At 67.4% G+C, this 24,775-nt stretch carries 22 protein-coding genes and 1 pseudogene; 10 read left to right on the forward strand and 13 right to left on the reverse strand.

The window, feature by feature from the left end; translation table 11 throughout:
- Positions 1 to 7: 7 nt before the first annotated feature.
- Complete coding sequence (locus tag WJ16_RS29360) at positions 8 to 718, reverse strand: response regulator (protein WP_069260487.1); 711 nt, start codon at positions 716 to 718, stop codon at positions 8 to 10.
- A gap of 219 nt (positions 719 to 937) precedes the next feature.
- Between WJ16_RS29360 and WJ16_RS29365 the strand changes: the two genes are divergently transcribed.
- On the forward strand, positions 938 to 1,852 hold the full coding sequence (locus WJ16_RS29365) for a glutaminase (protein ID WP_069260488.1): 915 nt from the start codon (positions 938 to 940) through the stop codon (positions 1,850 to 1,852).
- A gap of 163 nt (positions 1,853 to 2,015) precedes the next feature.
- On the opposite strand, the gene WJ16_RS29370 is transcribed toward WJ16_RS29365, so the two are convergent.
- Positions 2,016 to 3,806 (reverse strand): FAD-binding oxidoreductase, encoded by a 1,791-nt coding sequence (locus tag WJ16_RS29370; RefSeq protein WP_069260489.1) that lies wholly within the window; start codon positions 3,804 to 3,806, stop codon positions 2,016 to 2,018.
- 394 nt (positions 3,807 to 4,200) lie between these two features.
- Between WJ16_RS29370 and WJ16_RS29375 the strand changes: the two genes are divergently transcribed.
- Positions 4,201 to 5,013, forward strand: coding sequence for a class I SAM-dependent methyltransferase (locus WJ16_RS29375; RefSeq protein WP_069260490.1), 813 nt, complete (start codon positions 4,201 to 4,203; stop codon positions 5,011 to 5,013).
- Positions 5,014 to 5,088: 75 nt separating this feature from the next.
- On the opposite strand, the gene WJ16_RS29380 is transcribed toward WJ16_RS29375, so the two are convergent.
- Positions 5,089 to 5,475: a VOC family protein gene (locus WJ16_RS29380; RefSeq protein ID WP_069260491.1), complete on the reverse strand. Its 387-nt coding sequence runs from the start codon at positions 5,473 to 5,475 to the stop codon at positions 5,089 to 5,091.
- A 332-nt stretch (positions 5,476 to 5,807) separates the two neighbouring features.
- On the opposite strand from WJ16_RS29380, the gene WJ16_RS29385 reads away from it, so the two are divergent.
- The gene (locus WJ16_RS29385; RefSeq protein WP_157126880.1) at positions 5,808 to 6,443 is read left to right on the forward strand and encodes a cysteine hydrolase family protein; all 636 of its coding nucleotides are present in this window, start codon (positions 5,808 to 5,810) and stop codon (positions 6,441 to 6,443) included.
- Between the two features lie 255 nt (positions 6,444 to 6,698).
- Here WJ16_RS29385 and WJ16_RS29390 read toward each other — a convergent pair whose 3' ends face one another.
- The 3 genes from WJ16_RS29390 to WJ16_RS29400 all read right to left on the reverse strand — a co-directional run bounded on the left by WJ16_RS29390 (position 6,699) and on the right by WJ16_RS29400 (position 9,831).
- Complete coding sequence (locus tag WJ16_RS29390) at positions 6,699 to 7,430, reverse strand: ribonuclease T2 (protein WP_069260492.1); 732 nt, start codon at positions 7,428 to 7,430, stop codon at positions 6,699 to 6,701.
- A gap of 321 nt (positions 7,431 to 7,751) precedes the next feature.
- The gene (locus WJ16_RS29395; RefSeq protein WP_069260493.1) at positions 7,752 to 8,330 is read right to left on the reverse strand and encodes a hypothetical protein; all 579 of its coding nucleotides are present in this window, start codon (positions 8,328 to 8,330) and stop codon (positions 7,752 to 7,754) included.
- Positions 8,331 to 8,427: 97 nt separating this feature from the next.
- On the reverse strand, positions 8,428 to 9,831 hold the full coding sequence (locus WJ16_RS29400; protein WP_069260494.1) for an HdeD family acid-resistance protein: 1,404 nt from the start codon (positions 9,829 to 9,831) through the stop codon (positions 8,428 to 8,430).
- 346 nt (positions 9,832 to 10,177) lie between these two features.
- Between WJ16_RS29400 and WJ16_RS29405 the strand changes: the two genes are divergently transcribed.
- The 5 genes and pseudogenes from WJ16_RS29405 to WJ16_RS29425 form a co-directional block, all read left to right on the forward strand.
- A complete protein-coding gene (locus WJ16_RS29405; RefSeq protein WP_069260495.1) occupies positions 10,178 to 10,819 on the forward strand; it encodes a hypothetical protein in 642 nt (213 codons plus the stop codon).
- A gap of 52 nt (positions 10,820 to 10,871) precedes the next feature.
- Positions 10,872 to 11,438, forward strand: a complete 567-nt coding sequence (locus WJ16_RS29410) for a helix-turn-helix domain-containing protein (RefSeq protein WP_069260496.1) — start codon at positions 10,872 to 10,874, stop codon at positions 11,436 to 11,438.
- Between the two features lie 156 nt (positions 11,439 to 11,594).
- Positions 11,595 to 12,176 (forward strand): HD domain-containing protein, encoded by a 582-nt coding sequence (locus WJ16_RS29415; RefSeq protein WP_069260497.1) that lies wholly within the window; start codon positions 11,595 to 11,597, stop codon positions 12,174 to 12,176.
- A gap of 55 nt (positions 12,177 to 12,231) precedes the next feature.
- Positions 12,232 to 12,960 carry a class I SAM-dependent methyltransferase gene (locus WJ16_RS29420; protein ID WP_069260498.1) on the forward strand — a complete coding sequence of 243 codons (729 nt, stop codon included), beginning with the start codon at positions 12,232 to 12,234 and terminating at the stop codon, positions 12,958 to 12,960.
- 64 nt (positions 12,961 to 13,024) lie between these two features.
- Positions 13,025 to 13,246 (forward strand): annotated as a pseudogene (locus tag WJ16_RS29425) (efflux transporter outer membrane subunit); the annotation flags it as partial.
- A gap of 42 nt (positions 13,247 to 13,288) precedes the next feature.
- On the opposite strand, the gene WJ16_RS29430 reads toward WJ16_RS29425, so the two are convergent.
- Entirely contained in the window at positions 13,289 to 14,827 is a 1,539-nt protein-coding gene (locus WJ16_RS29430; protein ID WP_069261212.1) for an MFS transporter, read from the reverse strand.
- A gap of 177 nt (positions 14,828 to 15,004) precedes the next feature.
- Between WJ16_RS29430 and WJ16_RS29435 the strand changes: the two genes are divergently transcribed.
- On the forward strand, positions 15,005 to 15,922 hold the full coding sequence (locus tag WJ16_RS29435) for a LysR family transcriptional regulator (protein WP_069260500.1): 918 nt from the start codon (positions 15,005 to 15,007) through the stop codon (positions 15,920 to 15,922).
- 46 nt (positions 15,923 to 15,968) lie between these two features.
- Here the strand turns inward: WJ16_RS29435 and WJ16_RS29440 are convergent, their stop codons facing one another.
- The 6 genes from WJ16_RS29440 to WJ16_RS29465 all read right to left on the reverse strand — a co-directional run bounded on the left by WJ16_RS29440 (position 15,969) and on the right by WJ16_RS29465 (position 23,590).
- Positions 15,969 to 17,108, reverse strand: coding sequence for an enoyl-CoA hydratase/isomerase family protein (locus tag WJ16_RS29440; RefSeq protein ID WP_069260501.1), 1,140 nt, complete (start codon positions 17,106 to 17,108; stop codon positions 15,969 to 15,971).
- A complete protein-coding gene (locus WJ16_RS29445) occupies positions 17,105 to 17,896 on the reverse strand; it encodes an enoyl-CoA hydratase (RefSeq protein WP_069260502.1) in 792 nt (263 codons plus the stop codon). The genes WJ16_RS29440 and WJ16_RS29445 overlap by 4 nt, the downstream gene beginning before the upstream one ends.
- On the reverse strand, positions 17,896 to 18,795 hold the full coding sequence (gene mmsB / locus WJ16_RS29450; RefSeq protein ID WP_069260503.1) for a 3-hydroxyisobutyrate dehydrogenase: 900 nt from the start codon (positions 18,793 to 18,795) through the stop codon (positions 17,896 to 17,898). The genes WJ16_RS29445 and mmsB overlap by 1 nt, the downstream gene beginning before the upstream one ends.
- A gap of 18 nt (positions 18,796 to 18,813) precedes the next feature.
- A complete protein-coding gene (locus WJ16_RS29455; RefSeq protein ID WP_157126881.1) occupies positions 18,814 to 20,337 on the reverse strand; it encodes a CoA-acylating methylmalonate-semialdehyde dehydrogenase in 1,524 nt (507 codons plus the stop codon).
- Positions 20,338 to 20,438: 101 nt separating this feature from the next.
- On the reverse strand, positions 20,439 to 22,145 hold the full coding sequence (locus WJ16_RS29460; RefSeq protein ID WP_069260504.1) for an AMP-binding protein: 1,707 nt from the start codon (positions 22,143 to 22,145) through the stop codon (positions 20,439 to 20,441).
- 311 nt (positions 22,146 to 22,456) lie between these two features.
- A complete protein-coding gene (locus WJ16_RS29465) occupies positions 22,457 to 23,590 on the reverse strand; it encodes an acyl-CoA dehydrogenase family protein (RefSeq protein WP_027789617.1) in 1,134 nt (377 codons plus the stop codon).
- A 137-nt stretch (positions 23,591 to 23,727) separates the two neighbouring features.
- On the opposite strand from WJ16_RS29465, the gene WJ16_RS29470 reads away from it, so the two are divergent.
- On the forward strand, positions 23,728 to 24,762 hold the full coding sequence (locus tag WJ16_RS29470) for an AraC family transcriptional regulator (protein WP_069260505.1): 1,035 nt from the start codon (positions 23,728 to 23,730) through the stop codon (positions 24,760 to 24,762).
- The last annotated feature ends 13 nt before the right edge of the window (positions 24,763 to 24,775 follow it).

Below are 24,775 nucleotides of genomic sequence, written 5' to 3' on the forward strand. Positions count from 1 at the left end.
GGCCGGGTCATTCCCACGCGTGCTTGCTGAATTGATAACCCTTGCTGCGGATCGTCTTGATCCGCTGCGGGTTGCTCGCGTCGTCGCGCAGCTTGCGACGCAGCTTCGAGATGCGCCCGTCGATCGTGCGGTCGAGCCCGTCGAATTCGACGCCGCGCAACTGCAGCATCAGGTCGTCGCGGCTGACGACTTCGCCCGCATGGCACACCAGCGCCCACAGCAGGTCGAATTCGGCCGACGTCAGGTCGGGCGTGCTGCCGTCGGGCAGCACGACGGAGCGGTCGGTGCGGTCGATCGAGAACTTGCCGAACGCATAGCGCTCGGGCTGCGGCGCGGTGCTCTCGGCCACGCGCGCGGGCGCGCGGCGCAGCTGGGCCTTGATCCGCGCGAGCAGGATGCGCGGTTCGACCGGCTTGTGCACGTAGTCGTCCGCGCCGAATTCGAGGCCGAGCAGTTCGTCGAACGGCTCGTCGCGGGCCGTCACCATGATGATCACGCCGTCGTACTGCTTGCGCGCCTCGCGGCAGATTTCGAAGCCGTCCTTGCCCGGCAGGTTCACGTCGAGAATGACGAGATCGGGACGAATGGACAGGATCGCCGGCACCGCGGCGTCACCATGCAGCACAGTGTCGACTTCATAGTCGTTCTTGCGCAGGTAGCCGGCGATCAGCGTGGACAGGCGGGTGTCGTCTTCGACGAGCAGGATGCGAAAAGACATGGGCAACGGTCGGATCATCGAGGAGGCCGCGGCGGCGCCGGCCGGTGCCGGACGCCGGCCATCGGCCGAAACGTACCGCATGATACTGCGCCCGCCGATTGCCTGTTCAGAGGTCTTGAAAATAAGGGCGCGATGTCGGTCGAGCTTGACGAAATGGTGGCGGGACGGTTCCATACGGGCTCGCCAGAATTCGGGCTACTCACCTGCCCGCCTGACTTGATGAATTACCAGACGATCCTCGAACGCATCCATACCGAACTCACCCCCTGGATCGGCCAGGGGCGGGTTGCCGACTACATTCCCGAGCTCGCGAAAGTGCCCGCCGACAAGTTCGGGATGGCCGTCGTCACGCTTGACGGAAACGTTTTCACGGTCGGTGACGCGCACGAGCGCTTCTCGATCCAGAGCATCTCGAAGCTGTTCGCGTGCACGCTCGCGTTCCAGTTGCTGGGCGACGAACTGTGGGAACGGGTGGGCCGCGAGCCGTCCGGCAACGCGTTCAACTCGCTGGTCCAGCTGGAAAGCGAGCGCGGCAAGCCGCGCAACCCGTTCATCAACGCCGGCGCGCTGGTCGTCACCGACGTGCTGTGCCGCCGCTTCGTGCAGGCCGAGACGGCGCTCGTCGAATTCGTCAGGCGGCTGATCGGCTCGAACGACATCGACTACGATTCGCGCGTCGCGCAGTCGGAGCTGCAGCACGCGGAGCGCAACCGCGCGATGGCGCACTTCATGGCGAGCTTCGGCAACATGCAGATGCCGCCCGACACGGTGATCGATGCGTATTGCCGCCAGTGCGCGATCACGATGAACTGCGTCGAGCTTGCGCGCGCCGCATTGTTCCTCGCGAACGGCGGCGTCGCGCCGGTGACCGGCGAGCGGATCGTCGATTCGAGTTCCGCGAAGCGGCTGTCCGCGCTGATGCTGACCTGCGGCACCTACGATGCGGCCGGCGATTTCGTGTATCGCGTGGGGTTGCCCGCGAAGAGCGGTGTCGGCGGCGGGATCGTCGCGGTGCTGCCCGGCGAGATGGCCGTGTGCGTGTGGGCGCCGGGGCTCGATGCGAACGGGAATTCGCTGGCGGGGACGCTGGCGCTGGAGTGGTTGACGACTTATTCGGGAAGGTCGATTTTTTGACGCATTGGAGGTTATGGGGACCCCACTTGGCGCAACGGCGGCAGGCGAACATCGCCTCATTCGGTGAAAAATTCGGCATTCGGCCACAATCGCTCCGTAGCGCTTTGTGGTCCGGATGGACGACACACGACCACCCCAAGTCAATGAAGGAATATCCCGACAGTCACGACCGCACCGGCGTAAAGCCGTCGGCGCTCCAGTCCTCGCTGCCGACCCCGTGATGGACGAAAAAGAACCCCTCGGGGTCGTAGCGATTCTTGATCGCTTTCAGCCTCGCATAATTCGCCCCCCAAAACGCTTCGCGCCAATCTCCACGGAAAAAATTTGTTTCCGAAAGATAGGAGCCGCTTTGTGGTGACAACGCTCTAAGAACAGCCGCAGCTTTAACCACATGCTCGGCTTGGCCATATGCCTCTGTCATGTCAGGCTGCGTGATCGGGAGACCTGCAAACGGCGGAGGCCCGCCCGCAGCCACAATCATTAAGGCGAACGCATCGGCGACTTTGGGATTCATGGCGCACTGACGTGCGTGTTCGTTCACCTCCGCAGGTGCACCCGCGAGTCCTTTGTTGACGTGCAGTTCCACGGCATGAAATTGGGCGGCCTCCACGAGCGTCCCGGCAAACCGACCGCGCTGCGTCGGTTCGAGAAGCGTCGCGGGCAGCCATTGTGACTCGTAGCCGTACAGAAACAGGGAGGCCTCGTCTCCATCGCCTCGCCACCAAACGTGCTGGGTGGGCGCGCCGTCTCGTGGGTCGGGCACCAGATCCGGGTTGGCCTTAGGATCCCACCAGCGGCGTGCGGGACCGGCACCGATCCGAGGTTCGTCGTTGAACGCGAAATCTGCTGGTGAGGCTCGTACCCAATCGATGAAAGGCGCCCAGACCGATTTGGCCTGTCCGTCGTCGAGGCCCTGACACACCATCGACACGTGGACTTCGTTGCCGTGAAAAACGAGCTGCTCGCCCCATTGGGGGTTGAACAGGTTTTCAGCATAGTGGTCAACGAGTCGTTCAACCAGCCGCCGGTAAGCCTCACGCGATGACGCCTTGACCGTGAACGCAGCCCAACCAAAGTGCTCAGGCAGATCGTGGGTCTGCAAAGTGATCTTGGTCACCACACCGAAACTGCCGCCACCTCCGCCTTTCAGCGCCCAGAACAGGTCGGGCTCCCGCGATGCGTTGACCGTGCGGACAACGCCGTCAGCGGTGACGATCTCGGCCTGGAGCAGGCTCGCGGCTGCCAATCCGTAACGCTTCGAGAACGATCCGAAACCGCCGCCCTGGACGAGGCCGGCCACCCCCACGCTCGCACAACCGCCGCCTTGGACGTATCGCCCAGCCTCAGTGGTGACGGCCGTGTAGACGTCGATCCACATGCAGCCGGCCGCTACAGTCACAGCCGGCGCGGGAGGCATCGAAGCGCCCAAGGGAACGAATGCATCGTGTAGCTCGATGCGGTTCATCGCGCGTGTCCAGATCAAAAGGGAATCCGGCGCGTTCGAACCGCCCAGGTAACTGTACCCTCCTCCTTTCACCACGAGACGCAAATTGTGTTGGCGCACGAAATTGATGCCCGCAACCACGTCGGCAGTAGAACGGGCCGCCAGAGCGTAAGCGCTCGAGCGGGGTGTCCATCCGTCGAGCCATCCTGATATCTGCGTGCCGCCAGGATCGTCACCGAGCGCGATCGGGTTTCGCGCTTCCCCCAGGCGAGCGAGACAGTCGGGCGTATGGGGCGCCTGCGCACAAGTCTCCCAGATCGTCGTTGGTCGCAACAAATTTCCACCAACTGCGCGACTCAGCGCCTCCCATTCCTCCGTTTCCGGCCACTCAGGATCGCCAGGCCGAACGCGGCCTGTTTCAGCCACTGCTGGAATCACGTCTGCAAAAATCGTGGTGGTTGAGAGGAAAGGCAGGGCGGCAACACCCTTCAGAATGCGTCGTCTCTTCATGGTGTCTCTTTTTTCTCACCGTCAGCTAGTTGGCTTGGCAAACCATCCTTTCTGGATTCTAAAGCGAGCCCGGTTCGCTCCGTCTAGTGAACGACCGCTGCAATACATCAAAACGACATCCATTTGTCAGCGCGACATCGTTGATGAGTGGGCTGCGGATGGCCGAATCCGCAAGCTCAAAGCTGGCAGCCATTCGCAGTCCAGTCATGGCGACACTGCAACCGTCCAAGCAGTCTGGGAAAGAGCGCCAGACGGTATTGACAGAACCGGCACGCATGGCCCCCCATGAATCTTGGCCGCCCATGCCTCGGCAGCCAAAAGACGCGTCGGCTTGACCCGAGCCGCCCTAAAATGGGTAATAAAGGGTGTCACGACGTGATTCCAAGGAGGCACCATGACTGAGCACGACAAGGTGTTCGCGGGCTCGATCCCGAAGTCCTACGACACGCTGATGGTCCCGCTGATCTTCGACGCCTATGCCGCCGACATGGCGGAGCTCGTCGCGGCCTCTTCGCCCGGCTCGGTGCTTGAAACGGCGGCCGGCAGCGGCGCGGTCACGCGGGCGCTGGCGCCAAAACTCCGGATTGGCGCGCGCTACGTGGTGACCGATCTCAACCAACCGATGCTTGACTATGCCGCCGCCAGGCAGGGTGCCGACAACCGTATCGAATGGAGGCAGGCGGATGCGCTCGACCTGCCCTTCGAGGACGCGTCATTCGACGTCGTTTGCTGCCAGTTCGGCGCGATGTTTTTTCCCGACCGAATCGCCGGCTACGCCGAGGCACGCCGCGTGCTGAAACCGGGCGGCCGTTTTGTCTTCAGTGTCTGGGACCGCATCGAAGAAAACGCCTTTGCCGACGACGTCACCCACGCCGTCGCCGCGTTATTTCCGCGCGACCCGCCAAGATTCCTCGCCCGAACGCCGCACGGCTATCACGACGTTGCTCGAATCCGGGAGGATCTGGCGCGCGCCGGGTTCGCGCACATCGAAGTCGAGACGCGGGCGAAAGTGAGTTGCGCACCGTCGGCACGCGATGTGGCCACCGCTTATTGCCTCGGAACGCCGCTGCGAAACGAAATCGAGGCGCGCGACACGGAATTGCTTCAGCTCGCCGCGGATCGTGCTGCGGAGTTGATAGCCAGCCGCCATGGCGAAGGCCCGGTGAGCGGCAAGATTCAGGCACATGTGATCGTGGCAGCCCGGTAAGGGGCTCGGTGCGTGCCTGTTGCACGCCCGGGCGTCGCGCGCGGCAGGCGGCCGATCGACAAATGCCCGGTGCGCTCACGCGTCTTGCGCGAAATTCAACTCGACGCCATTACCCGCCGGATCGCGGAAGAACATCTGTACCTGGCCGGTGAGCGGAACATGCGTGCTTGTGAATGGCACGTTCGCGTCGGTCAGATGACGCGCCGTCGCTTCGGCGTCCGTGCAGGAAAACGCAACGTGATCGAACGTATTGGCGACGCTTGACGGGCGCGACTCGCCCGGCCGCGCTTCCGACAGATGCAGCACCGCCTGCGTGCCCGCATACAGCCAATACCCGAAGCTATTGAACGGCGGACGAAACCCTTCGTGCAGCCCGACGATGTCGACGTAGAAATCGCGAAGCGCGTCGAGTGTCGCCCGATCCGCCCGCAGGTTGTAGTGACTGAATCCGGTAACCGGCATGACGTGTCGCTCTTGTGGATACATCGTGACAGGGGATTGCATCGCGCCGGGCATTGCCGCTTCCGGGCGCTGATTGCGCGAAAGCAGCAGTCACGTAGTGACACCTGAGCGGAGCCGCCCGTCAAAGCCGGCGTCACGCCGCACCGACAGACAGCCGACGAAGCAATCGCCAGTATATTGCCGGCAATGCAAGAACGGGCCCCCGGCGTGACGATCGCGGGCGCACACCACGGCAAACCACCCCTACGAAAATCGCCTCGGCAGCCGCCCTGATTTTCCGGTACAAATCGGGGACGCTGACATTCCCCGCCGGCTACCGGAGACCTTCATTCATGACTCGCCCAGACACACCGGATATCGCTACGACACCCCGCGCGAATCCGGGCGGCAGCGCATCCGCGCCGTTTCCCGCCATCGTGCCGTCGAGCACCGCGCTGCTCGTCATGCATTACCAGACCGACATCCTCGGCCTCTTTCCGTCGGTCGCGCCCGGCTTGCTCGCCAATACGCGCCGGCTCTGCGACGCGGCACGGGCAAGCGGTATCGGCGTCTGGTTCGCGAATCTCCGGTTCAGCCCCGGCTATCCGGAAGTCAGCCCGCGCAACAAGAACGGCCAGGGCATCAAGCAGCTCGGCCTGTTCATCGACGACGGTACGTGCCCGGAGCTGGGGCAGCTGCCCGAAGAACCGCTGATCATTGCACACCGCGCCAGCGTGTTCTTCGGCACCGATCTGCAAACGCGGCTGGTCGAGCAAGGCATCGATTCGCTGATCATGGTCGGCATCGCGTCGACGGGCGTGATGCTGTCGTCGATCGCCCACGCGAGCGACGCGGACTTCCGCCTGTACACCGTCGAGGATTGCTGCTACGACCCGGACCCGGTGGTTCACGAGCATCTGTTCTCGACCGCGTTCGAATCGCGCACGACGGTGCTGTCGCTCGACGATGCGTTGCGTCTGCTCGGCTAACGAGGTCGATGGTCCGGTGCACGGTGCGCGCCGCCGACGGTAACGACGATACCGGCCCTCGACCGGCATCAGCCAGCAGCGCGTCACAAATGTCGCATCGAGCGGTGCCGCGACATCCGCTGCCCGCCATAGCCGACAGCCGAGAGCCCCCGCCTGACGCACCGGAACCGCTCGGCTGCCGTGCTCACGCATCAAGCCGAAGCCACGACGGGCGACGACGGGCGCGTTGCCGCGCACGCCCCCGCCGTCGTCCCCTTACTTCGCGATATACACGCCCGACGTCGGGCACGTGCCCTGCGTATTGCCGTCCGTCACGAGCGATGCTGCGCTCGGGAACTGCGCGGCCGCATTGGTCTTCACCGCGATCCATGCTTCGGTGAAGTAGCTGACGCCATTCGTCTTCGTGCACTTCAGCGACACCGCGCTGCGCGTATTGCTGCCGAACGCGCCTTCGAAGGCCGACAGCAGCTGGTTACGCGTGACCGTCTTGCCTGCGTTCGCCTGCAGGAACGCGTTGAACGACGTGTTGCCGAGCCGGCTGATCATGCCGGACGCCTGGTTCCAGTACGCATCGGGCGTCGCCGAGTTCGAGCAGGTCCCGTGCTTGAACCACTCGTGCTTGTCGAGGCACGACGCGACGCCCGGCATGTACGTCGACAGCGTGTTGCGGGTCGCGCTGCTGATCGGGTAGGCGTCCATGCTGCACCACTGGTGCGCATTGTCGAGGTCGATGTCGTTCTGCGGCACGCCGCAGTAGAACGGCTGGTTGCCGTCGTAGTTGTTCGGCCACAGGCCGTGCAGCGACAGGCTCGTCGCAGCATACGTGCCGGCGAGGTTCGTGCATTCGGGCGTGTCGTGCGACGCGCAGAAGCCGGGCTCCCACGATGCGGCGAGCAACAGGTAGTCGTAGCTGGTCTGCGCGGCGGCGTGCAGCGATGCGGAAGCGACGGCGAGTGCGGCAACGGCGCGGGCGAGCGTCTTGAGCATGGCGTTTCCTCGGAAAAGGCTTGCGGTCGCGGGATGCGCCGCAAGATTGTCGAATGTCCGTCCGCGATTGTTGCCGACGCAACATGGCACGAATGTGAAGGTGGACGAAATAATTTGCGACGGGCCGCTGTCGCACGCGCACCAAGCACGCGTGCGCGACGCAGCGCAGTGCTCCGTGGGCGCCCGCACGCCGGGCAAGCCGGTACGGGTCAGCCCGGCCACGATCGCGAGCGACTGACCATTCGGCAGCGCCACGGGCGTCGCCCTATCCGCACCGGCTCGCGGGCAACCGATTCGCGCACGCGCCCGGCCCGCCGTCGCTCACGACCCGGCGCCCAGCTGCGTGCATGCGCGCGCGGCCGATTCGGGGCCTTCGAGCGCGAGGATCTGCCACACGCCGATACTGACGCGCCGGCGCGCCGCCGTCGACGCATCGGACAGCAACGCCTCGACACGCGGTGCGGCGTCCGGCGCCTGCTGCTTCAACGCCGCGTGATGCCGCGCGCGCGATGCCGGTTCGGATTCGTAGACGTCGCACAGGCGCACCATGCCGGCGAGACCGGCGACGTCGTCGTCCTTGTCGATCGCACCGGGCTCGACGGGCGCGAGCCCTTTGCGCTCCGCCGGCGGCAGCTTGTTGCGCGCGCCTTCGTCGATCGCCGCGGCGGAGGCCGGCGGCAGGCCGCCGAGCGCCGCGACGATCCGGCTGCCCGCGGCGATCATGTCGCCCTGGCACTCGATCTTCTCCGCCGCCGCGACGTTCGAGCAGAACGATACCGACGTGCGGTACACGTCGTTGCTCATGCGCGGCACTTCGTCCGCGCTCGCCTGCGCGAAACCGGCGCTCGTCAGCGCCAGCGCGGCGGGAATCAGGATGTGGATTGCTCTCGTCTTGTTCATTGTTGTTCGCATTCGTGGGGGCTTGCAGAGGGGCAACATCGCCGGGCCGCGCGATGGCGGCCGCCGTGACACCGGGCCCTCGTCCGGCGGCACGCAATCACTTCATCGACGCCGCCTCCGATCCGCCGGGCGACAGCGCCGCGTTGTCCTGTTCGCGCCACGTGCGGCGCGACGCCATGATCGCCTTCACCGCCGAACGCGCGACCTTCCACCACGCGAACGGCCGCGGATCGGCGAGCATGCTGAGTGCGCGCGCATAGTCGAGCGTGAGCCCGGGCGTCCATGCCATCGTCACCGCACGCTTGCGGATCTGCGCGGCGACCCACAGCTCGGGCGTGAGCAGCAGCCGCACGAACGCGCCCCATCCGGCACGCGCGCCCTTGAGCCGCCACACCGCACCGTCGAGCGCGGCTTCGAGCGCGTTCGACACGGTGCTCGAGCAGTTGCGGTGCGTGAGGTTGTACGTCGTGTCCTGCCGGTACGACGTCCAGAACGCGTCCAGCTTCGCCGGATCGTAGTTGCGGATGCGCACGCGCACGGTCGACGGGCACCACGCGTTCGACTCGGTCGCGTAGTCGGGCTGGAACAGGCCCGGCACGTCGTTTTCGCGGGTGGCGCGCAGGATGCGCGTGAATTCGTCCGGAGAACGATCGATTTCGACGCCCGGATAGAGGCTGATATAGACGCCCTCCGGCGACTCCAGCGCCGCGTGCCCGGTCGAGATCACGCCGTTGACGTCCACCGCCGCGATGTAGCGGTCGATCACCGGATAGTGCTGCGCTTCAGCCTTCGACGTGCCGGTCGGCGTCCACACGTGCACGGTCAGCGCATGCTCGCCGTCGGCCGGCGGGCCGTCCCATTCGGATTGCGTGAAATGCGGCAGGCCGCGCGCATCGTCGACGTCCGGCGCGAGCGCCGGCGCCGGCGACGTCACGAACGCCGGATTGCGCGTCAGCCGCCGCACCCGCGCGGCGAGGCTCAGCATGTGCATCCCGCCGAACATCAGCAGCAGGCCGAGGCAGTACGGCACGGTGCCCACATAGTGCGTCGGGTACGGCTGATAGAAGAAGATCGCCAGCAGGATCTCGACGACGCCCCATGCAAATGCGACGTTCCAGCGGCGATAACGCACCATCCACGCGGCGGTGCACTGCAGCAGGCCGTCGACGAGGAACAGCGTGCCGAAGATCATCGACAGCAGGAAATGGCCGTGATGATGTCCGGCGAACACGAGGCCGGCGGCGACCACGACCGCAATCCCCTTCACGTAGCGCAGGATGCGCTGCCCGCCGACGCCGCTGCCGGCCACCGTGAGCGTCGCAAGCCCTTCGATCAGGAACAGCCACGCAAAGATCTGGATCGGAAAGTGCAGCGCGCCGTCGAGCGCATCGACGAAGATCACGATGCCGGCGGCCACCCATACCCAGCCCAGCACGGTCAGCCCGCGCCAGCGGGTGCGCAGGTATTCGATGCCCAGCAGCAGCAAGACCAGTCGTACCATCGCGCCCTCTCGTGATTTTTCGTGAAACGCGCCGGCCACGCGCTTTCCTGTCGTTTCAACCGCGCGTCGCGCGACGCTCAGGCCGAAAGGCGGCAATTCATACCGGCGCGTCATGCGTCGGCATGACCGATGGCGGCCGGTACGCGTCCGCACCGGCCAAATAATAAGATATGGAGGAGACGGTTGAAAGCGTGACGAAAACGTCGGCGGCGGGGCGACGACCGGGACCGGCCGCTGCCGTGGCGGATTTCCCGTTCGACAACACGCAGCGGATACGCGAGAATCCGGCTTCCGAGGGCGCAAGCCACTGAACTGAACCGAACCGCACCAGACGGGACAACAACGAATGAGTCTATCGATCACGCGCCGGCGCCTGCTGGCCGCCGGCATCGCCGCGAGCAGCCTCGCGCTGTCGGGCTGTTTCACGCCGGCGCTCTACGAAAACCGCGACGAAACCTACATCGAGCACGTTTCCGCTTTCATGATCACGAAAGACGGCAAGAAGCTGGTCGTGCTGGGCGAACGCTATCACTACATCTTCGATCTGCCGGACACGCTGCGCCCGGTGCTGACGGCCCGCTATCGCACATCGCTGCACACGTCGTTCAGCCGCTTCCGCGTCGACGGCGGCGACGTGACCGGCCAGTACGACACCGTTCTGTCGAAGGATGCGCCGGACGACGCGCGTCAGGCGGCAATCGCCGACGGCTTCAACGCGTCGCACAAACGGATCGAACTCGAAGGCAACGTCGTCGGCAAGCGCTATTCCGCCGAGGGCTTCACGCTGAAACCGGACGGCACCGCGCAAGCATTCAACGAGCGCTATACGGTCGTCATCGACGAAGCGCCGTCCGCCTTCGCGAAGGGGCTCCGGATCCTGGCCACGCCGGTCACCGTGGCGGCCGACGGCGTGCTGGTGCTCGGCGGGGTCCTGCTGCTGCCGGTCGCGTATTTTTCGCTCAAGGACCGGCCGCTCGCCGGGTTCTAGACCCGCCCTGCCCGTCATGCATCCGGCCGGCGCCGGATAGAGGAGCATCGACATGCGCGACCCCTCGCCTCATCCGTCCGCGCTCGGCCCGCAACTCAAGCGCTGGCGCGCGCTGCACCGCATCAAGCAAAGCCACGCAGCGCAGCTGTTCGGCGTCGCGCAATCAACGATCTCGCGCTGGGAAGCCGGCCGCCAGCAGATGTCGCCCGACGAGCGCGCGACGGCCGAGCGGCTGCTCGCCGCCCGCCTCGATTCCGCGGGCGACCGCGCGCTCGCGCGGCTCGTCGCGGGCAGCGCGGGCCGCATGCACCTCGTGTGCGACCTCACGCACCGCCTGCTCGCTGCGTCGCCGGCGCGCGCGGCCGAATTCTCGCAACCGCTGCCGATGCTGCTCGGCACGTCGCTTTGGCGCTACGCGAGCCCGCAGATCATCCGCATGGAAGCCGCGCTCGACACGCTCGGCTGGCGCGATCATGCCGGGCCGCCGAGCGTCGAATTCGACACCGGTGCGAATGCGTCGCGCGTCGTGCCGATCCGCGGCAGCCTGTGCCGGTGGACGCGGATGACACTGTCGGACGGCTCGGCCGCACGGCTCGTGGAGACGCTCCACGATGCGTGATCGCCGGCGCGCCACGATGAACCGCATGCTGGCTGCGGCGCGCCACGCAAATAATGCCGACAACGCCCCCGTCCGCTTAAGCCACGCATATTTCATGCGTGGACGAACCGCGGCGAGCCGGATTACGCTGGTCGGCTCATCGCAAGGACACCGAACATGAACCCCGATACGATCCACGCGCGGCTCGCTTTCCTGCGCGAAGCCGAACGCCTGAAGGACGTGCTGCGCAGCGGCCACACGTCGGCCGGGCGCGCGGAAAGCACGGCCGAGCACAGCTGGCGGCTGTGCCTGATGGCGCTCGTGTTCGCGGACGCGCTGCCCGGCATCGACACGCTGAAGCTGCTGAAGCTGTGCGTCGTCCACGATCTCGGCGAGGCGCTGCACGGCGACATCCCCGCGATCGAACAGGACGCACATCCCGACAAGAGCGCACACGAACGCGACGACCTGCTGACGCTCACCGCGCCGCTCGATCCCGCGCTGCGCGACGAGATCGTCGCGCTGTGGGACGAATACGATGCGGCCGCGTCGCCGGAGGCACGCGCGGCGAAGGCGCTCGACAAGCTGGAGACGATTCTCCAGCACAACCAGGGCCGCAATCCGCCCGATTTCGACTACGCGTTCAATCTCGGCTACGGCCGACGCTACACCGACGCCGTCCCGCTGTTCAGCGCGATCCGCGACATCGTCGACGCCGACACGCAACGCCGGATCGACGCGGGCGCGCCGCGCGCGTAAGCTCGCGGAATCGCGTGCGCGGCACCGCGCACCCTGCTCGCACGAGGCCTGACGCATGACGCAGAACATTTACGACGACCCGGCCTTTTTCGAAGGCTACAGCCGCCTGAACCGCTCGATCCACGGCCTCGACGGCGCGCCCGAATGGCCGGCCTTGCGTGCGCTGCTGCCCGATCTGCCGGGCCGCCACGTGCTCGACCTCGGCTGCGGCTACGGCTGGTTCAGCCGCTGGGCGGCCGAACAGGGCGCGGCAAGCGTGCTCGGCATCGACGTGTCCGAGCGCATGCTCGAACGCGCGGCATCGACCGCCGCGCACCCGGCCATCACGTACCGCCGCGACGATCTCGAAGCACTCGCGTTGCCGCGCGCCGCGTTCGATCTCGCGTACAGCTCGCTCGCGTTCCACTATGTCGCCCGCCTCGACACGCTGCTGCGCACGATCCATCACGCGCTCGTGCCCGGCGGCCGGCTCGTGTTCTCGATCGAGCATCCTGTCTACACGGCGCCGCGCCGGCCCGGCTTCGTCGTCGATGCGCAGGGCAACCGGTCCTGGCCGCTCGACGGCTATCAGCGCGAAGGCGAACGCGTGACCGACTGGCTCGCACCGGGCGTCGTCAAGCAGCACCGCACGCTCGGCACGCTCGTGAACCTGCTGATCGGCAGCGGCTTCACGCTGATGCACCTCGACGAATGGGGGCCGACGCAGGCGCAGGTCGATGCGATGCCCGCACTCGAAGAGGAATGCGACCGGCCGATGATGGCGCTCGTTGCCGCGCAGCGGTGACGCAGGCCGCCACGCACGCAAGCGCCTTCTCTCACCGCTTCGACCGATCGCAACCTTGACGCCGCTCGAACGCGAGGCCGAACAGCGCGCGCTGTCGCTGGCCGACGCGCAGCGCGCCGAGCGGCTCGCCGCCGCGCGGTTCGCGGCCGGCGCGACGGCCGTGCAGCCGTGGCTCGATCAGCAGCGGCTGCTGCGGGACGTGCAAAGCGCCGACGAGCAGACGCGGCTGGACCGGCGCAACAACCGGATGACGCTGTACCGCGCACTCGGCGGCGGGATGTCCTGACCGGCGCGCGCACCGCGCCGGCCGCACCGGTCACGCCCTGCCTCATTCGCACACGGGCGCCCCGCGCCGCGCGGGCGCGAACGCCACCGCGCTCGCGGTGGCGAGCACGGCCACCCCCACCGCGCCGTACACCATCACCCAGCCGAACCCGTGCACGAGCGCCGCATGCAGCGCCGCGCCGGTCGGGTCGGCCTGCGCGAGCGCCGGTGCGATCTCGTGCAGCCCGTCGGTGCGGCCGGATGCGATTTCCTGCGCGAGCCGGCGCAGCGCCGCATCGCCGATCGTGCCGGCCGCACCGGCCTTCAGGCTCGCGACGATCCCCGCGACCAGCACGAAGCCCATCGTCGCGATGTTCAGCGCGAGCGAGATCATCCGCGCGCTCATGTCGATGCCCGACGCCATCCCGGCCCGCGCGCTCGGCACCGCGCCCGTCGTCGTGTTGGTGACGGGCGTGTTCGTGAGCCCGAGCCCGATGCCGGCGATCACGCAGCCGGGCAGCATCGTGATCCAGCTCGCATGATCGGCCGCGCTGCCGATCCGCATCAGCGCGAAACCCGCGGCGATCGTGAACAGCCCGCCCGGGATCACGACGCCCGGCCCGAAGCGCAGCGCGAGCCGTTCGCCGAACGGCGGCGCGACCAGCGTCGGCAACGTATACGCGAGCAACGCGAGGCCGGCCGTCACGCTGTCGTAGCCGAGCGCGACCTGGAACCAGATGGGCAGGTAGATCATGAACGGCCAGAAACTGAAGTTCATTCCCATCGACCCGAAGATCGCGCCCGTGAACGCGCGAATCCGAAACACGGAGAAATCGAACATCGGCCGCGCGCTGGCGCGCTCCGCGACGAAGAAGCCCGCGAGCGCCAGCACGGTCGCGACGAGCACGCCGAGGCCGGCCGCGCTCGTCAGCCCGAGTTCGGCGCTCTGCGTGATATAGAACGCGAGGCCGAACACCGCGAGCGACAGCGTGACGATGCCCGCCACGTCGAGCGTGCCCGCGTGCGGATCGCGCGACTCCTGCACCGCGCCGCCGATCAGCACGAGCGCAATCGCCGCGAGCGGCGCATGGACGAGGAACACCCACGGCCAGCTTGCGAGCGCGACGATCGCGCCGCCGACGATCGGCCCGAAGCCGAGCCCGATGCCGAACACGATGCCCCAGATCCCGAACGCACGGCCGCGCTCGCGGCCTTCGCGGAACTGGTGCGACAGCACCGCGATCTGGCAGATCAGCATCGCGCCGCCGCTCGCGCCCTGCAGCAGCCGGCCGGCGACGAGCACCGGCACGTTCGGCGCGAACCCGCACAGCAGCGACGTCGCGCCGAACAGCACGGTGCCCGCCACGTACACGCGCTTGCGGCCGAACCGGTCGGCGAGCGTGCCGGCCGCCATCAGCACGGTCGTGCACGCGATCGTGTACGCATTCATGATCCACTGCATGCCGTTGAAATCGCCATGCAGCACGTGTTCGAGCGTCGGCAGGATCACCGGCACGCTCGAGATTTCGAGGCCGAACATCAGCGACGTGAGACAGACGGCCGCGAGCGCGACCGCATTCCTGCGGGAGTCGGATAGCGTCATGCGTATTGCGCGGCGGCCCGGCAACGGGCCGCGCGCCTCCAGTGAGAAGGGTTCGCCGCGCGCGGCCGGCAACGCACGCTGAACGGGAATCGGTACTATAGTGAGAATTTCCATCCCCATTGACGCACACATTTCTCCAGACTGGGGAACTACAGGACTCAATCATCCAACCTTCCGATGACCGACAGACTCGACGGCGTGACGACCTTCGTCCAGGTAGTGGAATCGGGCAGTTTCGCGCTCGCCGCGGAGCGGCTCGACATGACGCGTTCGGCCGTCGGCAAGGCAATCGCGCGGCTCGAGAAGCGGCTCGGCGCGCGGCTGCTGCAGCGCACGACGCGCAGCCAGAGCCTGACCGACGACGGCCAGGCGTACTACGACCGCTGCGTGCGTGCGCTCGCGGAACTGGAAGCGGCCGAGGCCGACCTCGACTGCGGCCGCAACGAACCCCGCGGCAAGCTGCGCCTGAGCGTGCCGCTCGCGTTCGGGCACCATTGCGTGACGCCGATCGTGCTCGACATCGCGCGCACCTATCCGCATCTGCGGATCGACGTGTCGATCACCGACCGTTTCGTCGATCTCGTCGAGGAAGGCATCGACCTCGCGGTGCGGATCGGCACGCTCGCGGACAGCACGAGCCTCGCGGTGCGGCGGCTCGGCACGCAGTACGGCAGCCTCGGCGCGGCGCCGTCGTATCTCGCACGCTACGGGACGCCGAAGACGCTCGACGATCTGAAAAACCACCGGACGATCGCGTATTCACGCTCGGGCGTCACTCAACCGTGGGACTTGCGCGCGCCGGACGGCTCGACGGTCCGCATCGACATGCCGCACCAGCTCAGTTTCGACGACGTGCAGGCGATCGCGGCAGCCGGCGCATCGGGGTTCGGGATCGCGTGGCTGCCGAGCTGGCTGCTCGATCAATACGTGAAGCGCGGCGAGATGGTTGTCGTGCTCGATCGCTGCTTCGTCTGCGAAGGCGACATTCACGCGATCTGGCCGAAGACGCGCTACCTGCCGCGCAAGACGCGCTGCGTGATCGACGCGCTCGCGCAGGCAGTGCCGCCAATGATCGAGCGTCCCGACGAAGCGTGACGGGACGCGTGCAAACCGACGCGCCGCGCGGCGCGCCGGGGGGGCATCACGCCGCGCCGAGATCGGCCAGCGGATGCGCAAACAGCTTCCACGGCGACGTCAGGAAATGCCGCACGCGTTCGGCGCGCAGCTCGACGAGCGACGCGGGCGCCCAGCGCGGCTTGCGATCCTTGTCGACGAGATGCGCGCGCACGCCTTCGCAGAAGTCGCCCTCCTCGATCGCGCGCGCGACGATGCCGAGTTCCATCCGGAACGATTCGGCCAGCGTCATCTGGCGGCCGCGCAGCAACGCCTCGCGGGTCACGGACAACATCGTCGGCGAGTGGCCGGTGAGCGCATCGAGCGTCGCCTGCAGCCATTGGCGATGCTCGCGCGACAGGTCCTCGCGGGCGAGATCCTGCGTCAGCGTCGCGACGATCCGCTCGACGGTCGAGCGCTTGTCGAAGTGACGCACGATCCACGGCATCTGGCTGTCGAGCGCCGCATGCGGCACGACGTTGCACGGCGGCTCGAACACCTTGCGCAGCAACGGCAACGCGTCGCCCTCCCACCTGACGCTCTCGATACGCGTCTCGAACGTGTCGAGCCACGCGGACGGCACGCATAGATCCGCGAGCTTTGCGGTCAGCGCGTCGGCGCCCGACAGCATCGCGCCGGTCAGCCCCACGTACAGTTCGAGTTCGACCGGCATGCGCGACAGGAAATGTGTCGCGCCGACGTCGGGCACGAGGCCGATGCGCGTCTCCGGCATCGCGATCTTGCTGCGCTCGGTCGCGACGCGCAGCGCCGCGCCCTGCGCGAGACCCATGCCGCCGCCCATCGTCACGCCGTCCATCAGCGCGACGACCGGCTTCGGGAACGTATGAATCGCGTAGTCGAGCCGGTATTCGTCGACGAAGAACGGCAGCCAGGTTTCGCGCTGCGCGACCATCCGGTACAGCGCACGCACGTCGCCGCCCGCGCAGAAGCCCTTTTCCCCCGCGCCGCGCAGCACGACCGCGACGATCCGGTCGTCGTCGCGGCAGCGCTCGAGGTGCGCGGCCAGCTCGCCGATCATCGGGTACGACAGCGCGTTGAGCGCGGCCGGCCGGTTCAGCGTAATCAACGCCACGCGATTCACCACGCGGAACAGCACCTCGGGCGCGTGCGCCGCGAACGTATCGGGGTTCGTCACCGGCGTGCTCATCGTTGCGACTCCCCCTCGGTGTGCCACTGCGGCGCGCGCTTGCCGAGGAACGCGGCCACGCCTTCGCGCGGATCGTTCGTGTCGAACAGGTCGACGAAACGCTCGCGCTCGACCGCGAGCGCCGCGCTGCGCGGCACGCCGCGGCGCGCGAGGCCGATCAGATCCTTGCTGTATGCGACCGCATGCGGGCTCTGCCGCACGACGTTGCGTGCGAGCGCCAGCGCGGCATCGCGCGACGCGCCCGACGCCACGACGTCCTCGACGAGGCCGATGCGCAGCGCGGTGGCCGCATCGACGCGCGCGCCGGTCAGGATGATCTTCTTCGCCCAGCCTTCGCCGACGAGCCAGGGCAGCGTCTGCGTGCCGAGCCCGCACGGCAGCAAGCCGACCGACGGCTCGGGCAGCGCCATCTGCGCATGCGTCTCGGCGATCCGCAGGTCGCACGCGAGCGCGCACTCCAGCCCGCCGCCCATCGCATAGCCGTTGATCGCCGCGATCGTCACGACGCGCGCATCGTGCAGCGCCTCGAACGCCGCACCGAAGCTCGACGCCATCGCACGCGCGACCGCGCGGTCGCCTTCGGCGAACGTGTTGAGATCGGCGCCCGCGCTGAAGAACTTCGGGCCGTCGCCGGTGATCACGAGCGCGCGCACGCGCGGGTTCGCATTCAGTTCGGCGACGCTCGCCTGCAACTGCCGCATCCCGTCGGCGGTAAAGGCGTTCGCGGGCGGACGCTTGAGCGTCGCGCACGCGATCGCGCCGTCGTCGACGTAGTCCAGTTCGATCATTACGCGTCCTTCTTCGTTGCCGGTTGATACAGGCGGATCACCGCCGAGAAATCGAGCTGGCCGTCGCCGCGGCTGCTCATCGTCTGGTACAGCTGCTGCGCGAGCGCGCCGAGATAGACGGGCTGGCGTGCCTGCTTCGCCGCGTCGTTCGCGAGGCCGAGATCCTTCAGCATCAGGTCGGTGCCGAAGCCGCCCGAGTAGCCGCGCGACGACGGCGCGGTGTCGATCACGCCCGGATACGGGTTGTAGGTGTCCGAACTCCAGCAGCGGCCCGTCGACGTGTTGACGATGCCGGCCAGCACCTTCGGGTCGATGCCGAGCGCGACGCCGAGCGACATCGCCTCCGACACGGCCGCCATCGAAATGCCGAGCACGAGGTTGTTGCAGACCTTCGCGACCTGCCCCATGCCCGTCGCGCCGCAGTGGACGATGTTTTTGCCCATGCCGGCGAGCACCGGCTTCACGCGCTCGAAATCCGCGTCGCTGCCGCCGACCATGAAGGTCAGCGTGCCGGCCGCCGCGCCGCCTGTGCCGCCCGACACGGGCGCATCGACGAACGCGCCGCCGTGCTCGCGCACCAGCGCGCCGAACGCCTGCGCGCTCGCCGGATCGATGGTGCTCGAATCGATCACGGTCGCGCCCGCGCCGAGGCCGGCGAGCACGCCGTTCTCGCCGGACAGCACCGAGCGCACGTGCGGGGCGGCCGGCAGCATCGTGATGATGAACGTCGCGCCCGACGCCGCGTCGCGCGGCGACGCGGCCACCTGCGCGCCGGCATCCTGCAGCGCGCGCAGTGCATCGGCACTCAGGTCGAACGCGTGCACGTCATGGCCGGCTTTCAGCAGGTTCAGCGCCATCGGCGCGCCCATGTGGCCGAGGCCGATAAATCCGATTTTCATGTTGGTGCCCTCCGCCGCTCAATGCAGCCGGATCGTCGTGTTCACGGGGCCGGCCGTCGCGTCGTCGTCGAACCAGCGCGCGGTGACCGTCTTGGTCTGCGTGTAGAACTGCACGACCTGCTTGCCGTACGGGCCGAGGTCGCCGAGCTTCGAGCCGCGCGAACCGGTAAAGCTGAAGAACGGCACGGGTACCGGGATCGGGATGTTGATGCCGACCTGGCCGACGTCGATCTCGCTCTGGAACTTGCGCGCGGCCGCGCCGCTCTGCGTGAAGAGGCCCACGCCGTTGCCGAACGGGTTCGCGTTGACGAGCGCGATCGCGTCGTCGAGCGTGTCGGCTTCCATCACGACCAGCACCGGCCCGAAGATTTCGTGCGTATAGATCGACATGTCGGTCTTCACGCCGGAGAAGATCGTCGGGCCGACGAAGTTGCCGTGCTCGTAGCCGCTCACCTTCACGTCGCGGCCGTCGAGTTCGAGCTTCGCGCCTTCCTTCACGCCCGCGTCGATCAGCGACAGGATGCGCTCCTTCGCGGCCTTCGACACGACCGGCCCGACATCGGTGCCCGCTTCCGCGCCCGCGTTGACCTTCAGTGCCTTCGCCTTCTCGACGATGTCCGGCAGCCAGTCGCGCGCGTTGCCCACCAGCACCGCGACCGACGTCGCCATGCAGCGCTGGCCGGCCGCGCCGAAGCCCGCGCCGACGAGCGCGTTGATCGCCTGCTCGCGATTCGCGTCGGGCAGCACGACCGCATGGTTCTTCGCGCCCATCATCGACTGCACGCGCTTGCCGTGCGCGCTGCCGAGGTTGTACACGTGCGTGCCGACCGCCGTCGAACCGACGAACGAGATCGCCTTCACAAGCGGATGCGTGCAGATCGCGTCGACGACTTCCTTGCCGCCGTGCACGACGTTCAGGACACCTTTCGGCACGCCGGCCTCGATCGCGAGTTCGACGAGCTCCATCGTCGTCATCGGGTCCTGCTCCGACGGCTTCAGCACGAACGTGTTGCCGCACACGATCGCCATCGGGAACATCCACAGCGGGATCATCGCGGGGAAGTTGAACGGCGTGATGCCCGCGCACACGCCGAGCGGCTGGCGCAGCGTGTAGGTGTCGACGCCGCCCGCGACGTTCTCGGCGAATTCGCCGAGCTGCAGCGACCCGATCGAGCACGCGTGCTCGACCACTTCGAGGCCGCGGAAGATGTCGCCTTCGGCATCGGGAATCGTCTTGCCCTGCTCGGCCGTCAGCGTTTTTGCAATGCGCTGCTGGTTCGAGCGCACGAGATCCTGGAACTTCAGCATGATGCGCATGCGCGCGGCGATCGGCGTGTTCTTCCACGTCGCGAACGCGGCGTGCGCGGCCTGCACGGCCGCGTCGACTTCCGCGACGGTTGCGAACGGCACGCGCGCGAGCACCTGCTGCGTCGCCGGGTTGACGATGTCGCGCCACTCGTTCGTGGCGGACTCGACGAAAGCACCGTCGATCAGCAGCTTGACCGTCGGCACGTCTTTCGAAATCGCGTTCATCGATCCCATCTCCTTGCAGAAGGCCGCGAAGCGCGCTATCGCCGCGCGGCCGGTTCAATTCGGCTACGGGCGGCGGCCGCGTCACGCGGCGCGCGCGGCCCGCGGTCACGTCACTTCAGGTCGGCGGCGAAATCCTCTTCCCAGTATTCGCCGGGCATGCGCGCGCTCGCATCGTCACCGCGCTCGATCTCGCGGCGGCGCAACTCGACGCGGCGGATCTTCCCCGAGATCGTCTTCGGCAGGTCGGCGAACTGCAGGCGGCGGATGCGCTTGTACGGCGCGAGTTTCTCGCGCGAGAAACGGAAGATCTCCAGCGCGAGCGCGGGGCTTTCTTCATAGCCCTGCCGCAGCGTGATGAAGGTCTTCGGCACCGACAGCCGCACCGGGTCGGGGCTCGGCACGACGGCCGCCTCGGCGATCGCCGGATGCTCGATCAGCACGCTTTCGAGTTCGAACGGGCTCAGCCGGTAGTCGGACGACTTGAACACGTCGTCCGCGCGGCCGATATACACGTAGTAGCCGTCGTCGCGACGCATCGCGATGTCCGACGTGCGGTAATGGCCGTCGCGCATCGCATAGGCCGTCGCGTCCGGGTTGTTCGCATAGCCGGTCATCAGCCCGACCGGGCGCGTGACGTCGGCGCCGATCGGCAGCGCGACTTCGCCTTCGGTCACCGGCGCGCCGTCCGGGTCGAGCAGTTCGATCCGGTAGCCGGGCAGCGGCCGGCCCATCGAGCCCGCGACGACCGGCTGGCCCGGCGAGTTGCCGATCAGGCAGGTCGTCTCGGTCTGGCCGTAGCCGTCGCGGATCGCGATGTTCCATGCCTTCTTCACGCGCTCGATGATCTCGGGATTGAGCGGCTCGCCCGCGCCGACGATCTCGCGCAGCTTCACGTCGAACGACGCGAGCGGCTGCTGCACGAGCATGCGCCACACGGTCGGCGGCGCGCACAGCGTGGTCACCTGGTATTTGACGAGCGCATCGAGCACGACCTTCGGCTCGAAGCGCGTGTAGTTGAATGCGAACACGCACGCCTGTGCGTTCCACGGCGCGAAGAAGCAGCTCCATGCGTGCTTCGCCCAGCCCGGCGAGCTGATGTTCCAGTGGATGTCGCCCGGCTGCAGGCCGACCCAGTACATCGTCGACAGGTGGCCGACCGGATAGGTGCGGTGCGTGTGTTCGACGAGCTTCGGCTTGGACGTCGTGCCCGACGTGAAGTACAGCAGCATCGGATCGTTCGCGTGCGTGACGGCATCCGGCTCGAAAGCCGCGCTCGCCGCGTAGCCGTCGTTCATCGCGAGCCAGCCCGCGCGCGGCGCGCCCGCGACGATCTTCTGCGCGAGGCCGAGGTCGGGCTGTTCGAATTTCGCGGTTTCGTTTTCGTCGACGATCGCGTATTTCGCGCCGCCGATCTGCACGCGGTCGCGCACGTCGTCGGGCGACAGTTGCGTGGTGGCAGGCAGCACGATCGCGCCGAGCTTCATCGCGGCGAGCATCGCGTCCCACAGTTCGACACGGTTCGGCAGCATCAGCAGGATCCGGTCGCCGCGCACGACGCCGATCGCGCGCAGCCAGTTCGCGATCCGCGACGAACGCTCGGACATCTGCGCGAACGAATACGGGTCGCCGGTGCCGGTCGCCGCGTCGACGATCCACAGCGCGGGCTGGTCGTTGCCGCGCGCCATCGGGTCGAAGTAGTCGAGCGCCCAGTTGAACGTCTCGAGCACCGGCCATTCGAAATCGCGGTATGCGGTTTCGTAGTCGGTGCGATGGCGCAGCAGAAAGTCGCGTGCGTTCAGGAATGCCTGTACCGTCATCGTTAGTCTCCTGTCGGTCCACGTTAGCGCTTTAGCGCTTACGTGGACCCCATGCCTTGCGCGGTCGGCCCACGTTAGCGCTTTAGCGCTTACGTGGCCCCCATGCCGTGCGCGGTTTGCATAAGCGCTTCAGCCCTTACGCATGCCTCCGTGCCGCGGCAAGTCTCCATGCCTCGCGGTCGACCGGCGCATGCGCGGCAGCCCATGCCCGATCCCCTGTTGCGCGGCGCACGGTCACGTCGTTGCGTGCCGCGTTCACCGCGCTGCCCTCGTGCCCTGCGTGACGTTGTCGTCGGCGCGATCGTCGCGGCTCAAAGCTGCCGCGCGATCACCATCCGCTGCACTTCGCTGGTGCCTTCGTAAATCTGCGTGATGCGCGCGTCGCGGTAATGACGCTCGACTTCGTAATCGACCAGGTAACCGTAGCCGCCGTGGATCTGGATCGCGTCCGAACACACGCGCTCGGCCATCTCGGATGCGAACAGCTTCGCCTGCGACGCTTCCGACAGGCACGGCAGCCCGGCCGTGCGCAGCTTCGCCGCGTGATGCACGAGCAGGCGCGCGGCATTGATCTGCACGGCCATGTCGGCGAGCTTTTGCTGGATCGCCTGATGCTCGGCGATCGGCTTGCCGAACTGCACGCGCTCGCCCGCATAGCGGCGCGCCTTGTCGAACGCGGCGCGCGCGATGCCGAGCGCCTGCGCGGCGATGCCGATGCGGCCGCCTTCGAGGTTCGACAGCGCGATCTTCAGCCCTTCGCCGCGATTGCCGAGCAGGTTCTCTTCCGGAATCGCGCAGTTCTCGAACGTGATCGGGCACGTATCCGACGCGCGGATGCCCATCTTCTTCTCGGGCTTGCCGACGATGAAGCCCGGCGTGTCGGTCGGCACCAGGAACGCGGAAATGCCGCGCTTGCCGGCCTCCGGATCGGTCATGGCAAAAACGATCGCGACGCCGGCGCGCTGGCCGTTGGTCACGAACTGCTTGGCGCCGTTCAGCACCCATTTGCCGTCGCGCAGTTCCGCACGCGTGCGCAGGTTGTTCGCCTCGGAGCCGGCCTGCGGCTCGGTCAGGCAGAATGCGCCGATCACGCGGCCCGCCGCCATGTCGGCCAGCCAGCGATCTTTCTGAGCAGGCGTGCCGAAGCCGAGGATCGGCCCGCAGCCGACGGAGTTGTGCACGCTCATCATCGTCGCGCAGGCGGCGTCGCCGGCGGCCACCTCTTCCATCGCCAGCGCGTACGCCACGTAGTCCGTATACGAGCCGCCCAGCTCCTGCGGCACGATCATCCCGAGCAAGCCGAGTTCGCCGAGCTGCGCGACGATCGCATCGGGCAGGTGTGCGTCGTGGTCCCATTGCGCGGCGTTCGGCGCCAGCATCTCGGTCGCAAAGGCGCGCGCGGCGTCGCGGATCATCCGCTGGTCTTCGGTGTAAAGCTCGTCCATGGTGCTGCTGTCTCCCGCGGCCGCCGGGCGCGACCGTCCTTGCGTTTCGATGCAACAAGTGTAGGCAAGCACGCGCGACTGTTCGATGCTCGCGTCGCTCATTTACACTGAGCGTTTTTGCCACACCGGCGACATCGATGAAGCAGGAAGACAAGGGAACCGTCGCGATCAGCCTCGTCGCTTACAGCGTCGCGCTCGCGACCCGGCGCGGCGTCGCGGCCGAGCCGCTGCTCGCGCAGGCCGGCATCGCGCCCGCGCTGCTCGGGCAGCCGCGCGCACGCGTGTCCGCGCAGCAATACGGCGCCCTCTGGAACGCGATCGCGCGCACGCTCGACGACGAGTTTTTCGGGCAGGATCGCCACCCGATGCGCAGCGGCAGCTTCATCGCGATGAGCCAGGCCGCGCTCACTGCGCGCGACGGGCTGCACGCGATGGCGCGCGCGGTGAACTTCATGCACTGCGTGCTCGACGACCTGCACGCGGAACTCGACGCGAACCCGCAGCGCGTGCGGCTGCGCTTCGTGCACCGCAACAACGGCGCGACGCCCGCGATGTTCACGTACGCGACCTATTTCATCATCGTGTACGGGCTCACCTGCTGGCTGATCGGGCGCCGCATTCCGCTGCTGCATGCGAGCTTCCGCTGCGACACGCCGCCCGCCGATCACGAATACCCGTCGATGTTCTGCGACGACATGCGCTTCAACGAACCCGATTCGTATGTCGATTTCGATCCCGAATTCGCGACGCTGCCGGTCGTGCAGAACGCGAAGACGCTGAAGACGTTCCTGCGCAACGCGCCCGCGAGCTTCATCGTCAAGTACCGCAACCCGAATGCGCTCGCGCAGCGCGTGCGCGCGGTGCTGCGCGGGATGCCGCCCGCCGCGTGGCCGGGCGCGGGCGGGATGGCCGCGCGGCTGCACGTGGCCGAAGCCACGCTGCGCCGCAAGCTGCACCAGGAAGGCCAGGCCTACCAGTCGATCAAGGACACGCTGCGGCGCGATCTCGCGTTCGAGGCGCTGGCCGACCCCGCGCGCACGATCGCCGACGTCGCGGCCGCGACCGGTTTCGCGGAACCGAGCGCGTTCTACCGCGCGTTCCGCAAATGGAGCGGGCGCAGCCCCGCCGACTATCGCGACGAAGTGCTCGCGCGCGGCGGCGGCGCGAGCTGACGCTAGCCGGCCG

It is taken from the genome of Burkholderia metallica (assembly GCF_001718555.1).
In the GTDB taxonomy this organism is placed as follows: Bacteria; Pseudomonadota; Gammaproteobacteria; order Burkholderiales; family Burkholderiaceae; genus Burkholderia; species Burkholderia metallica.

Bases quoted from the DNA above. Each gene is read 5' to 3' on its own strand.
- WJ16_RS29360 (WP_069260487.1), bottom strand. From the start codon at position 718: ATGTCTTTTCGCATCCTGCTCGTCGAAGACGACACCCGCCTGTCCACG.
- WJ16_RS29435 (WP_069260500.1), top strand. From the start codon at position 15,005: ATGACCGACAGACTCGACGGCGTGACGACCTTCGTCCAGGTAGTGGAA.
- WJ16_RS29380 (WP_069260491.1), bottom strand. From the start codon at position 5,475: ATGCCGGTTACCGGATTCAGTCACTACAACCTGCGGGCGGATCGGGCG.
- mmsB (WP_069260503.1), bottom strand. From the start codon at position 18,795: ATGAAAATCGGATTTATCGGCCTCGGCCACATGGGCGCGCCGATGGCG.
- WJ16_RS29410 (WP_069260496.1), top strand. From the start codon at position 10,872: ATGCGCGACCCCTCGCCTCATCCGTCCGCGCTCGGCCCGCAACTCAAG.
- WJ16_RS29415 (WP_069260497.1), top strand. From the start codon at position 11,595: ATGAACCCCGATACGATCCACGCGCGGCTCGCTTTCCTGCGCGAAGCC.
- WJ16_RS29440 (WP_069260501.1), bottom strand. From the start codon at position 17,108: ATGAGCACGCCGGTGACGAACCCCGATACGTTCGCGGCGCACGCGCCC.
- WJ16_RS29420 (WP_069260498.1), top strand. From the start codon at position 12,232: ATGACGCAGAACATTTACGACGACCCGGCCTTTTTCGAAGGCTACAGC.
- WJ16_RS29430 (WP_069261212.1), bottom strand. From the start codon at position 14,827: ATGACGCTATCCGACTCCCGCAGGAATGCGGTCGCGCTCGCGGCCGTC.
- WJ16_RS29455 (WP_157126881.1), bottom strand. From the start codon at position 20,337: ATGGGATCGATGAACGCGATTTCGAAAGACGTGCCGACGGTCAAGCTG.
- WJ16_RS29395 (WP_069260493.1), bottom strand. From the start codon at position 8,330: ATGAACAAGACGAGAGCAATCCACATCCTGATTCCCGCCGCGCTGGCG.
- WJ16_RS29405 (WP_069260495.1), top strand. From the start codon at position 10,178: ATGAGTCTATCGATCACGCGCCGGCGCCTGCTGGCCGCCGGCATCGCC.
- WJ16_RS29390 (WP_069260492.1), bottom strand. From the start codon at position 7,430: ATGCTCAAGACGCTCGCCCGCGCCGTTGCCGCACTCGCCGTCGCTTCC.
- WJ16_RS29370 (WP_069260489.1), bottom strand. From the start codon at position 3,806: ATGAAGAGACGACGCATTCTGAAGGGTGTTGCCGCCCTGCCTTTCCTC.
- WJ16_RS29465 (WP_027789617.1), bottom strand. From the start codon at position 23,590: ATGGACGAGCTTTACACCGAAGACCAGCGGATGATCCGCGACGCCGCG.
- WJ16_RS29365 (WP_069260488.1), top strand. From the start codon at position 938: ATGAATTACCAGACGATCCTCGAACGCATCCATACCGAACTCACCCCC.
- WJ16_RS29460 (WP_069260504.1), bottom strand. From the start codon at position 22,145: ATGACGGTACAGGCATTCCTGAACGCACGCGACTTTCTGCTGCGCCAT.
- WJ16_RS29445 (WP_069260502.1), bottom strand. From the start codon at position 17,896: ATGATCGAACTGGACTACGTCGACGACGGCGCGATCGCGTGCGCGACG.
- WJ16_RS29400 (WP_069260494.1), bottom strand. From the start codon at position 9,831: ATGGTACGACTGGTCTTGCTGCTGCTGGGCATCGAATACCTGCGCACC.
- WJ16_RS29385 (WP_157126880.1), top strand. From the start codon at position 5,808: ATGACTCGCCCAGACACACCGGATATCGCTACGACACCCCGCGCGAAT.
- WJ16_RS29375 (WP_069260490.1), top strand. From the start codon at position 4,201: ATGACTGAGCACGACAAGGTGTTCGCGGGCTCGATCCCGAAGTCCTAC.
- WJ16_RS29470 (WP_069260505.1), top strand. From the start codon at position 23,728: ATGAAGCAGGAAGACAAGGGAACCGTCGCGATCAGCCTCGTCGCTTAC.